Annotated in this window: 8 protein-coding genes; 4 read left to right on the top strand and 4 right to left on the bottom strand. The window is 71.9% G+C overall.

Annotation, left to right across the window (positions count from 1 at the left end):
• Positions 1–162: 162 nt before the first annotated feature.
• The 4 genes from ACGFYN_RS33155 to ACGFYN_RS33140 all read right to left on the bottom strand — a co-directional run bounded on the left by ACGFYN_RS33155 (position 163) and on the right by ACGFYN_RS33140 (position 5,932).
• Positions 163–2,673 carry a DUF3488 and DUF4129 domain-containing transglutaminase family protein gene (locus tag ACGFYN_RS33155; protein WP_393869617.1) on the bottom strand — a complete coding sequence of 837 codons (2,511 nt, stop codon included), beginning with the start codon at positions 2,671–2,673 and terminating at the stop codon, positions 163–165.
• Entirely contained in the window at positions 2,670–4,043 is a 1,374-nt protein-coding gene (locus ACGFYN_RS33150) for a DUF58 domain-containing protein (RefSeq protein WP_393869616.1), read from the bottom strand. Before ACGFYN_RS33150 ends, ACGFYN_RS33155 begins: the two co-directional genes overlap by 4 nt.
• Positions 4,043–5,083: an AAA family ATPase gene (locus tag ACGFYN_RS33145; RefSeq protein WP_393869615.1), complete on the bottom strand. Its 1,041-nt coding sequence runs from the start codon at positions 5,081–5,083 to the stop codon at positions 4,043–4,045. The genes ACGFYN_RS33150 and ACGFYN_RS33145 overlap by 1 nt, the downstream gene beginning before the upstream one ends.
• 240 nt (positions 5,084–5,323) lie before the next feature.
• Positions 5,324–5,932: a beta-class carbonic anhydrase gene (locus tag ACGFYN_RS33140; RefSeq protein ID WP_393869614.1), complete on the bottom strand. Its 609-nt coding sequence runs from the start codon at positions 5,930–5,932 to the stop codon at positions 5,324–5,326.
• Between the two features lie 371 nt (positions 5,933–6,303).
• Between ACGFYN_RS33140 and rsmH the strand changes: the two genes are divergently transcribed.
• The 4 genes from rsmH to ACGFYN_RS33120 all read left to right on the top strand — a co-directional run bounded on the left by rsmH (position 6,304) and on the right by ACGFYN_RS33120 (position 11,562).
• On the top strand, positions 6,304–7,260 hold the full coding sequence (gene rsmH / locus ACGFYN_RS33135) for a 16S rRNA (cytosine(1402)-N(4))-methyltransferase RsmH (RefSeq protein WP_393869613.1): 957 nt from the start codon (positions 6,304–6,306) through the stop codon (positions 7,258–7,260).
• Between the two features lie 62 nt (positions 7,261–7,322).
• A complete protein-coding gene (locus ACGFYN_RS33130) occupies positions 7,323–7,910 on the top strand; it encodes a septum formation initiator family protein (protein ID WP_393869612.1) in 588 nt (195 codons plus the stop codon).
• 5 nt (positions 7,911–7,915) lie between these two features.
• The gene (locus tag ACGFYN_RS33125) at positions 7,916–9,880 is read left to right on the top strand and encodes a peptidoglycan D,D-transpeptidase FtsI family protein (RefSeq protein ID WP_393869611.1); all 1,965 of its coding nucleotides are present in this window, start codon (positions 7,916–7,918) and stop codon (positions 9,878–9,880) included.
• Positions 9,881–10,041: 161 nt separating this feature from the next.
• Entirely contained in the window at positions 10,042–11,562 is a 1,521-nt protein-coding gene (locus ACGFYN_RS33120; protein WP_393869610.1) for a UDP-N-acetylmuramoyl-L-alanyl-D-glutamate--2,6-diaminopimelate ligase, read from the top strand.
• The last annotated feature ends 1 nt before the right edge of the window (position 11,563 follow it).

Here is an 11,563-nt window from a genome sequence, read left to right as displayed (position 1 = left end):
GTATGTGGCCCCGTCCCGCCCCGCGGGGCCCGCCCCGGCGCGACCACCGGGCCCAGCCACCCCCCGACCACACGGGTGGGGGGGGTCCCCCCCCCCGGGGGGCCCCCCCCCCTCACCTGTGCCCGCGAGACGGGAAGCGCCCGGAGGACCGGCGCGCTCCCGTCACCCGCTCTGCTGCCCGGAGGGCCGCCGCACCAGCGCCGCCAGGGCCGACCGGCGCTCGGCCAGGCGGGCCTTGACAGCCGCCCAGCGGTCCATGAACTCCCACACCGCCCGGACGGCCGAGCGGGGCGCCACGACAGCCCGCACCCGGGTGGGCCGGCTGACCTTGGACCGCAGCGCCACCCGCATCCTGCGCACGTCGTCGGCCAGTCCGGGCTCGGCGTGCGGCTCCGGTGCGAACAGCACCTGTTCCACCGCGCCCGCCACCCGGTGCACCGAGTCGGCCGTGGCCGTGTCCAGCTGCCCGAGCCGCACGATGCGCGCGGCCGCCTTCCGCGGGGTCAGCGCGTCGTCCGGCACGATGCCGTAGTCCCAGGCCGTGTCGGTGAGCTCACGCCAGACGGACAGGACGTGGTTCGCGGCCACGTCGGCGGCGTAACCCGCCTCGGCCTCGACCTGCAGGGCCGTCACGGCCAGGTCGTCCGTGCCGCCGTCCGGCCCGCGGGCTCCGCGGCCCTGCCGGCCCGGCTTCGGCCCGGACGCGGAGTGCTGGGCCGAGGTCAGCCGCACCGAGCGCCGTCGTAGTCGCCACAGCATGGGCAGCAGCGGAAGGACGATCACGAGGAGCCCGAGCAGCGCCCAGCCGGCGATCTTGTACCAGGGGAGACCCGCGTCGTGCGGCTTGGCCGTGTCCACCGGCAGCGCGCCCGCGCAGGCCTGGAGCTTCTTGTCCTCGGCCGAGCAGCTCGTGCTCGCCGACGGCGCGGACGACGCCGCCGAACCCGCCGACTGCGAGGGGCGCGACACGTCGGGGAGGCTGCTGCCCGGGGTGTCCGTCTGCGTGTACGAGGGAGCCACGCCCCGGTTCGGCGTCGGCTCGAATCGGGTCCAGCCCACGCCCTCGAAGTACAGCTCGGGCCAGGCGTGAGCGTCCTTCAGACCCACCGACACCGAGCCGTCCGACTGCGGCGTCCCCGGGGCGAAGCCCACCGCGACCCGGGCCGGTATGCCCAGGCTGCGGGCCATCGCCGCCATCGCGAAGGAGAAGTGGACGCAGAAGCCCTCCTTGTCCTTCAGGAAGCGGGCGATCGCCTGCGGGCCGCTTCCGACCTGCACCTGGGTGCTGTACTGGAAGCCGCCGTTCACCGCGAAGTAGTCCTGGAGCTTGACCGCCTGCTCGTAGTGGGTGTTCGCCCCCTCGGTCACCTGGCGGGCGGTTTTGGCGACCACCGCGGGCACCGAGTCCGGCAGCTTGGTGTAGTCGCGCTTGATGGCGGCCGGCGGCGCCGGCGCGTCCGCGAGCTGCTCCGCCGTCGGCTGCACGTCGAGGCTCTTGACCAGGTAGGTCTTGCCGCGCGTGGTCTCGCCGTGGTCGCCCACCAGCGTCATGCCCACCGGTTCGAAGCGCCACTTGCCCGGGACGTCCACGCCGCTCGGCGGATACGGCATCGGCAGCCAGTCCTGGGCGTACCAGTCGGCGGCCGAGATACGGGTCTCGATCTCCGCCCGCTTGACGTCCGGGGCAAGGCCGGACGGGGTCGGGAACTTGTCCGGCACACCGGTGACATGCCGCTTGGCCGGTCGCCAGGTGCTGCCGTCGAAGTCGTCCAGGGAGACGATCCGGATGTACAGGTTCGAGATGTCGTTGCTGTTCGACTTCAGGGACATGACCTGGCGGTCCTCGTCCACGTTCAGACTGTCGCGCAGCGAGACCAGCGGGTTGACCGCGGAGATCGTGCCGCCCCCGCCGCTGCCGTTGCCCACGCCCGTTCCCGCGGCGTCCAGCAGTCCGCCGTTCATCGCGGGCAGGGCCAGCGGCACCACGAGGGCGACGCCCAGCGCGACCATCCCGATCCGCCGCCCGGTGCGGACCGGCGCCACCGCTCCCGGCTCCGCGCCCGGCGCGCGTGCCGCCCCGGCGAAGACCCGGCCCCACTGTGAGAGCCGCTCACGGCCCTCGGCCAGCAGCAGCATCAGATAGCCGCCCGCCGCGACCAGGAACCACAGCCAGTCGGCACCGCCGTCGGACAGCCCGGCGGCGACCGAGTACAGCGCGAGCAGCGGCAGTCCGGCCGGGGCCGCGCTGCGGAACGTCACCGCGAGCGTGTCCACCGCGAGGCCGATCAGCATGACCCCGCCGAGGAGCATCAGCCGGATGCCGTCGGACTCCAAGGGCGCCGGGATCGCGTACCGCGCGATGTCGTCGCCGCCCTGCTGGAGCAGGTCGGAGAGGTGACGGAACGCCTCGGGGCCCGGCACGATCCCGGCCAGGGCCTGCTGCCGGGCGAAGACCAGCGTCAGCAGCATCAACGTGACCAGGGCCTGCGCCGCCACCGTCAGAGGACGCGCCAGCGGCACCCGGCGGGTCGCCGCACCCACGGCCGTCTGCACGGCCAGCAGGACGGCCGCCTGCAGGATCCAGGTGGCGGGGGTGACCAGGGGCAGCAGCGCGCACGAGGCCATCAGTGTGGCCGCCCAGGCGCACAGCGCCAGCCGTGCCCGCCCGCTCATGAGCCCGCCCCCTCACGGCTCGTCCCCGTCGTCACGGCGAGGCCCGCGCGCTCACGGTCCGCCTGCCGCCACAGCTCGGGCAGCGAAGCGCCCCGCGGCACGCTCAGGGCCGTCCAGCCCGCCTCCCGCAGCATCCGCAAGCGCTCCTCATGCCGGTCCAACGCCCCGGCCACATCGCTGGGTTCCCGCATCCAGGCACCGCTGTCCAGCACGAGCGCGACCGCGCCCCCGCTGCGCTGGCGCATCTTGGCGGCCACCGCGGCCTGCTCCTCGTCCAGGTCGCCGAAGAAGGCCACCAGAAGCCCTTCGTTCCCGCCGCGCAGCACGTCGTACGCCCGCGACAGGCCCGTGCCGTCCGAGTGGTCGACCACCGCGAGGGTGTCCATCATCAGCCCGGCCGAGTCGGCCGTCTCCTGACTCGCGCCCGCGAAACCGTCGGAGCCCTCGCCGGGCACCGAGTTGCCGGTGTCCGTCAGCAGCCGTACGGAGAAGCCCCGTTCGAGCATGTGCACCAGTACGGACGCCGCTCCGGACACGGCCCACTCGAAGGCCGAGTCCGGGCCCGCGCCGTCGAAGGCGATGCCCCGGGTGTCGAGCAGCACCGTGCAGCGGGCGCGCTGGGGCTGCTCCTCGCGGCGCACCATCAGCTCGCCGTAGCGGGCGGTGGAGCGCCAGTGGACGCGGCGCAGGTCGTCGCCGTAGCGGTAGCCGCGCGGGATCACGTCGTCCTCGCCGGCCAGGGCCAGCGAGCGCTGCCGCCCGTCGCCGTACCCCTTCGCCTCGCCGGCGAGGCGCACCGGAGGCAGCGACTCCACGCGCGGGATCACCATCAGGGTGTCGTACGTCGAGAAGGACCGGGTCAGCTCGCACATCCCGAACGGGTCGGTCAGGCGCAGCTGCAGCGGGCCGAGCGGGTAGCGGCCGCGCAGGTCGGAGCGGACCCGGTAGGACACCTCGCGGCGGCCGCCAGGCTCCACCCGGTCCAGCACGAACCGGGGACGCGGGCCGAGCACGTACGGCACCCGGTCCTGGAGCATCAGCAGGCCCGTGGGCAGCCGCGAGACGTTGTCCATCCGCAGATGGACGCGGGCCTCGCTGCCGGCGGGCACACGGCCGGGGGAGAGGCGTCGGCTGCCGGCCACCCGGTAGCGCGTGCGGTACAGGAACAGCGCGCAGACCAGGGGCAGTACGGCCAGCAGCAGGCCGACCCGCAGCAGATCGCTCTGCCCCAGGACGTAGGCGCAGACGGCGGCCGCGACGCCGGCCGCCAGGAAGGAGCGTCCCCGGGTGGTCAGACCGGCCAGGGCGGTGCGCAGACCGCCCTTCTCGCCCCGGTCGGTGTCCGGCTGCCCCGTCCCCCCGAAGGTCATCACAGCCTCCGCGGCGGTTGCTGGGGGTACGACGGAGCGCCGCGGCCCAGGCCGCCGAAGCCGCTCTGCTGCTGGGGCGCCGCCGGGACCGGGGTGCGCTGCAGGATCTCCTGCACGACCTGTTCCGAGGTGCGGCGGTTGAGCTGGGCCTGGGCGGTGGGGAGCAGACGGTGGGCCAGGACGGCGACGGCGAGCGTCTGGATGTCGTCCGGCAGCGCGTACTCCCGGCCGCTCAGGGCGGCGGCTGCCCTCGCCGCGCGCAGCAGGTGCAGCGTCGCGCGCGGGGAGGCGCCGAGTCTGAGGTCGGGGTGGGTGCGCGTGGCGGAGACCAGGTCCACCGCGTACCGGCGGACCGTTTCCGCCACGTGGACGCCGCGGACCGCCTCGACCAGCTTCACGATGTCGTGCGCGTGCGCCACCGGCTGCAGGTCCTCCAGCGGGGAGACGCCGCCGTGGACGTCGAGCATCTGCAGCTCGGCCTCCGCACTGGGGTAGCCCACCGAGACCCGGGCCATGAAACGGTCTCGCTGGGCCTCGGGCAGCGGATAGGTGCCCTCCATCTCGACCGGGTTCTGCGTGGCCACCACCATGAAAGGGCTGGGCAGCTCGTAGGTCTGCCCGTCGATGGTGACCTGGCGCTCCTCCATCGACTCCAGCAGCGCCGACTGCGTCTTGGGCGAGGCGCGGTTGATCTCGTCGCCGATCACGATCTGCGCGAAGATCGCTCCCGGCTTGAACTCGAAGTCCCGGCGCTGCTGGTCCCAGATCGACACACCGGTGATGTCCGAGGGCAGCAGATCCGGCGTGAACTGGATACGCCGCACCGAACAGTCGATGGACCGGGCCAGCGCTTTGGCGAGCATGGTCTTGCCCACGCCGGGGACATCCTCGATCAGAAGATGTCCCTCGGCGAGCAGTACGGTCAGCGAAAGCCGTACGACCTCGGGCTTGCCCTCGATCACTCCTTCCACCGAACTGCGGACCCTCTCCACAGTGGCAGTCAGATCAGTGAGGCTCGCTCGATCGTCATAGGTCGTCACCCGGCCCTCCTCGGCCCGTTTCTTTCTACGGGCCGTCGCTCTGCGATGCGGACCGGCCCACCCCGAAACCACAGACACCACGCGTGAATAGTTCCGCGTGACGTCACACCCGCATTCTTGCTGCCGTTACCGATTCGTGTCACTCGACTGTGGACAACTGGCTGCGATATGTCGGGTTTTACGACGCTTGGGCTCCAGCATGCGCGGGTTTTGCGAAAAACGAGAAGGGCCGAGTGGCGGTCAGGCGGGATCGATCTCGCGCAGCAGGCCCGTCTTCACGTCGAAGACGAAGCCCCGGACGTCCTCGGTGTGCTGGAGGAACGGCGAGGTCCGGACGCGCTGCATGGACTGCCGTACGTCCTGGTCGACGTCCGCGAAGGCCTCCGCCGCCCAGGCGGGGCGCTGGCCGACCTCCCGCTCCAGCTCGGTGCGGAAGTCCTCGGTGATCGACTCCATGCCGCAGCCGGTGTGGTGGATGAGCACCACGCTGCGGGTGCCGAGCTTGCGCTGGCTGATGGTGAGGGAGCGGATCACGTCGTCGGTGACCACGCCGCCCGCGTTGCGGATGGTGTGACAGTCGCCGAGCTGCAGGCCGAGGGCCTTGTGCAGGTCGATACGAGCGTCCATGCAGGCCACGACGGCGACGTGCAGGACGGGGCGGGCGTCCATGCCGGGGTCGGTGAAGGCGGATGCGTACCGTTTGTTCGCATCCACGAGGCGGTCGGTGACGGAGCCGCCGCGTATGGCGCCTTCGGACTCGGTGGGAACAGATGCGGAAGTCGTCATACCTATGACGTTACTGGTCAAATGCGATCCGGTCGCGGTGTGGGAGCGGGAAAAGGGTGTCATCACACTCCTGTTGTGAGGTACCCCACATGGGTGCGGAGTCCGGTCCGTGCGGGTGATTTTCCCTGATTCGCCGCATCGCAGTCATCCTGCCGCGCGACGCGCAGGCCGGTTGATTGACCGCGGGACAGCGTGGACTAAAGTGACGCGAAGCGGGAGGCGAGGCTCTCCCTGCTGGACTGACATTCCCGGAGGCCGGACGCGCAAACGGCCTCCCCAGGCGCGCGGCGCGTACGTACGGCTCGGCCTCCTCCCGCTCCCGGTCGGCTGACGCTTCCGGCGCCGGCAGGCCTCTCCTTCTCCGGGGCCCCAGCTTGCCGGGGAGGGCGGGGACCCGGCGGTGCGTACGGCCGTGCCGGATCTGAGAGGGCCCCTTGAGCCAGAGTCGACACGTCCCGGTGATGCTCCAGCGGTGCCTGGACCTGTTGGCCCCCGCTCTGCAGCGGCCGGGAGCGGTGGTCGTCGACTGCACCCTGGGCCTCGGTGGGCACAGCGAGGCTCTGCTGGAGCAGTTCCCCGAGGCCCGGCTCGTCGCCCTCGACCGCGACAAGGAGGCGCTGCGCCTGTCGGGTGAGCGGCTGGCCCCCTTCGGCGAGCGGGCCACCCTGGTGCACGCCGTCTACGACGAGCTCCCCGACGTCCTGGAACGGCTCGGCATCGCGCGCGTGCAGGGCGTCCTGTTCGACCTCGGCGTCTCCTCCATGCAGCTCGACGAGGCCGACCGCGGCTTCGCCTACGCCCAGGACGCCCCGCTCGACATGCGCATGGACCAGACGGCGGGCATGAGCGCCGCCGAGGTCCTCAACACCTACCCGGCGGGTGAACTCGTCCGGATCCTGCGGGCGTACGGCGAGGAGAAGCAGGCCAAGCGGATCGTCTCCGCGATCGTGCGCGAACGCGCGAAGGAGCCGTTCAGCAACAGCGCGCGGCTCGTCGAGCTCATCAGGGACGCGCTGCCGCAGGCCGCGAAGCGCACCGGCGGCAACCCGGCCAAGCGCACCTTCCAGGCCCTGCGCATCGAGGTCAACGGCGAACTCTCGGTCCTGGAGCGGGCGATCCCCGCCGCGGTGAAGACGCTCGACGTGGGCGGGCGGATCGCCGTGCTGTCGTACCACTCGCTCGAAGACCGTCTGGTCAAGCAGGTGTTCGCGGCCGGCGCCGCGAACACCGCGCCGCCCGGACTGCCCGTCGTGCCCGAGCGCTACCAGCCCCGGCTCAAGCTGCTCACCCGTGGTGCCGAACTTCCCACCGAGGAAGAGGTCACCGAGAACCGGCGGGCGGCACCCGCCCGGCTGCGCGGAGCTCAGCGCATCAGGGAGGACGCCGAGTGAGCCGGTTTGCCGAAGGGGCGGGGGAGTGAGCGAGTTGGGAAACCGGACTCACTGGAGGCGGTGTGAGTAGGAAACCCGAACTGAGGGGGCGCGCCGCTCGTCTCGCACGCCTCTTCCCGGGCCCGGCCAACCGCGGAAAGGCGGCCCGCACCCCCTTCGTCCTGCTCGTCGTGCTCCTGCTGGGCGGCGGCCTGATCGGGCTGCTGGTGCTGAACTCCGCGGTCAGCGAAGGCTCGTTCAAACAGGACGACCTGCAGAAGGACACCAAGACCCTCACCGACGAGGAGCAGGCGCTCCAGCGCGACATCGATTCCTACTCCGCCCCGGAGGCCCTCCAGCGCCGCGCCCGCGAGCTCGGCATGGTCCCCGGCGGCGACCCCGCCTTCCTGAACCCGAACGGCACCGTGAAGGGCGTGCCCTCGGCCGCCGCCGAGCAGACCGCCGCCGACAGACCGCTCGTCCTGCTCCCGCCCGAGGCCCTCACGTCCGAGCCGGCCCCGAGTGCGTCCGCGACACCGACGGACCTGCCCGCCCTGGCGGCCACGCCGGCGGCTCTTCCGGACCGGGCGACCACGCCGGCGGCCCTTCCCGAGCAGGCGACCATCCCGGCGGCCCTCCCCACTCCGACGACCTCGACTCCGGGCAGGTGACGGAAGTGCCTGACACTTCTGGAGAAAGGCAACCGCCGCGCCGCCGCGTGCCCGGCCCCGCGCGTCCCGCCTCCGGGCAGCGCCGCCCGGGCCCCGGCGCCCGCCCGGCCCGCCGCCCGGCACCCGGCCGCCCCACGGCCCCCAAGATCCTCCGGCTGGGCAGCCCCCGCCCCCGGCTGCGCATGGTCAGCCTGGCCCTCACCCTGGTGCTGATCGCCTTCGTCGTACGGCTGCTCCAGGTGCAGGCCGTCGACGCGAGCTCGTACGCCGCCAAGGCCGAGCAGAACCGCTACGTCGGCCATGTCCTGGCCGCCGAGCGCGGCGGCATCACCGACCGCGACGGCGTGGCCCTCGCGGCCAGCGTGGACGCCTACGACATCACGGCCGACCCCACGATGTTCGACCGCAAGCAACTGAAGGTCGACGACGGGCCCGAGCAGGCTGCCGCGCTTCTCGCGCCGATCCTCGGCGTCGACCAGGAGTCGATCGTCAAGAAGCTGCGCCCCGGGAACAAGGACCTGCGCTACGTCCTGCTCGCCCGCCGCCAGACCCCGCAGGTGTGGACGCAGATCAAGGACCTGAAGTCGGCCCTGACCGCCAAGGGGGAGACGGACAAGTCCACGGTCAACGTCCTGGGCGGCGTCTTCGCCGACCCCAGCAGCAAGCGCATCTACCCCAACGGCGACCTCGCCGCCGGGCTGCTGGGCTGGGTCAACCTCGACGGCAAGGGCGGCGGAGGCGTCGAGCAGCAGTTCAACGGCGACCTGGCCGGCAAGGACGGCAAGATCCGCTACGCCCAGTCCGGCGGCCGCCTGGTGCCCACCGCGGGCTCCACCGAGACCCCCGCGGTGCCCGGCAGCGACGTGGAGCTCACCATCGACCGCGACATCCAGTGGGCCGCGCAGAACGCGATCACCGAGCAGGTCGCGAAGTCCAAGGCGGACCGCGGCTACGTGATAGTGCAGGACACCCGGACCGGCGAGATCCTCGCCATGGCCAACTCGCCCGGCTTCGACCCCAACGACCTGTCCAAGGCGAGCTCAAGCGCGCTGCACAACTGGGCCGTCGAGGACGCCTTCGAGCCAGGCTCCACCGCCAAGATCATGTCCATGGCCGCCGTGCTCCAGCAGAACGTCGCCACCCCGCTGACCCATGTCGTCGTACCGAACCGGCTGCACCGCGGTGACCGGCTGTTCAAGGACGACATCGACCACGAGACCTGGAACCTGACGCTCAACGGCGTGCTCGCCAAGTCCAGCAACATCGGCACCATCCTGGCCACCGGCCAGCTGGGCAGGACGCAGGCGCAGGCCAACAAGGTCCTCTACTCGTATCTGCGCAGGTTCGGCATCGGCAGCTACAGCGGACTCGGCGTCCCCGGCGAGACGAAGGGCATCCTCGCCCCGCCCGGCAAGTGGTCCACCTCGCAGCAGTACACGATTCCTTTCGGCCAGGGCGTGTCCGTCAACGCGATGCAGGCGGCCTCCGTCTACTCGACCATCGCGAACGGCGGCGTACGCGTCGAACCCTCGCTCGTCCGCGGCACGAAGGGACCCGACGGACGCTTCACACCGGCCGCGAAGCCCAAGAAGACAAGGGTCGTCAGCGCCAGGACGGCGAAGACGCTCGCCCAGATGCTGGAGTCGGTCGTGGACGACGAGCAGGGCACGGGCGCCAAGGCGCGCATTCCCGGCTACCGGGTCGCGGGCAAGACGGGTACGGCCAACCGCGTGGATCCGGCCACCGGCAAGTACCGCGGCTACACCTCGTCGTTCGCCGGATTCGCACCCGCGGACAACCCCCGGGTCACCGTCTACTGCGCCATCCAGAACGCCACGAGTGGCAGCTACTTCGGTGGCCAGATCTGCGGACCCATCTTCAAGCAGGTGATGGAGTTCGCCCTGAAGACCCTCCAGGTCCCGCCCACCGGGGCCAAGGCCGCGAACCTCCCCGTCAGCTTCAAGCCCTGATCAGCGCAACCAGCCAGGAACGCTCCGTGACCATGATCACTCCCGATCCCGGGAACCAGACCCCGCCCGTGCCCTCGCTTCGCCCGCAGGCGGGTGCGCCCGGTACGCTCACCGCCGTGCCACACGCTGATCAGTCCCAAACCACCCGGAAGGGCGCATCCGTGACATACCCCGGGCCGCCCAGGCCGGTTCAGGTCTCCGCCGCACCTCTGGCGGAACTCGCCGATCAGCTGGGTGCCGCGAGGCCGGAAAACACCGCCGACGTCACGGGCATCACCCATGACTCGCGTGCCGTCCGCCCCGGAGACCTGTACGCCGCCCTGCCCGGCGCCCGTCTGCACGGCGCGGACTTCGTCACCCAGGCCGCGGGCCTCGGCGCGGTCGCCGTGCTGACCGACCCGACCGGCGCCGAACGCGCCGCGGCCACCGGCCTGCCGGTCCTCGTCGTCGACGAACCACGGGCGCAGATGGGCGAACTGGCCGCCACGATCTACGGCCACCCGGGCCGCGATCTGCTCCAGATCGGCATCACCGGCACCTCCGGCAAGACCACCACCGCCTACCTCGTCGAGGGCGGTCTGAAGACCAAGAGCAACACCGGCCTGATCGGCACGGTCGAGATGCGCATCGGCGACGAGCGCATCAAGTCCGAGCGCACCACCCCCGAAGCCACCGACCTGCAGGCCCTGTTCGCCGTCATGCGCGAGCGCGGGGTCGAGGCGGTCGCCATGGAGGTCTCCAGCCACGCCCTGGTCCTCGGCCGGGTCGACGCCTGCGTCTTCGACATCGCCGTCTTCACCAACCTGAGCCCGGAGCACATGGAGTTCCACTCGGGCATGGAGGACTACTTCCAGGCCAAGGCGCAGCTGTTCACGCCGCGACGCAGCAGGCTCGGCGTCGTCAACGTCGACGACGAGTACGGCCGCCGGCTGGCCAAGGAGGCGACCGTCCCGGTCGTCACCTACTCCGCCGAGGGCCACCCCGACGCCGACTGGCGCGCCGAGGACGTCGAGATCGGCCGGCTGCACTCGACGTTCACCGCGATCGGCCCCGAGGGCGAGCGGATCGACGCCAAGTCGCCGCTGCCGGGCACCTTCAACGTGGCCAACACCCTCGCCGCGATCGTGGCTCTCGCCGTCGCGGGCCTCGACCCGCAGTCCGCCGCCGACGGCATCGCGGCCGTACCGGGCGTGCCGGGGCGCCTGGAGCGCGTGGATGCCGGGCAGCCGTATCTCGCGGTCGTCGACTACGCCCACAAGACCGACGCCGTCGAATCGGTGCTGCGCGCCCTGCGCAAGGTCACCGAGGGCAGCCTGCACATCGTGCTCGGCTGCGGCGGGGACCGCGACAAGACCAAGCGGGAGCCGATGGGCGCCGCGGCGGCGCGCCTCGCCGACACCGCCGTACTGACCTCCGACAACCCCCGCTCCGAGGACCCCCTCGCGATCCTTGCAACCATGCTCGTGGGCGCGGCGTCCGTACCAGCACACGAACGCGGTGAGGTCCAGGTCTTCGAGGACCGGGCCGCCGCGATCGCCGCCGCCGTCGCCCGCGCGCAGCCCGGGGACACCGTGCTGGTCGCGGGCAAGGGCCACGAGCAGGGCCAGGACATCGCCGGGGTGGTCCGTCCCTTCGACGACCGCCAGGTGCTTCGCGAAGCTATCCAGAAGACCCAGGGATGAA

The organism is Streptomyces sp. NPDC048419, from assembly GCF_043200415.1.
In the GTDB taxonomy this organism is placed as follows: domain Bacteria; phylum Actinomycetota; class Actinomycetes; order Streptomycetales; family Streptomycetaceae; genus Streptomyces.
Note: the sequence above shows the minus strand (reverse complement) of the source record. Positions and strands in the feature narration are given on the sequence as shown.

Excerpts from the sequence above, each read along its gene's own strand:
- ACGFYN_RS33150 (WP_393869616.1), bottom strand. The coding sequence starts at position 4,043 with ATGACCTTCGGGGGGACGGGGCAGCCGGACACCGACCGGGGCGAGAAG.
- ACGFYN_RS33155 (WP_393869617.1), bottom strand. The coding sequence starts at position 2,673 with ATGAGCGGGCGGGCACGGCTGGCGCTGTGCGCCTGGGCGGCCACACTG.
- ACGFYN_RS33140 (WP_393869614.1), bottom strand. The coding sequence starts at position 5,932 with ATGACACCCTTTTCCCGCTCCCACACCGCGACCGGATCGCATTTGACC.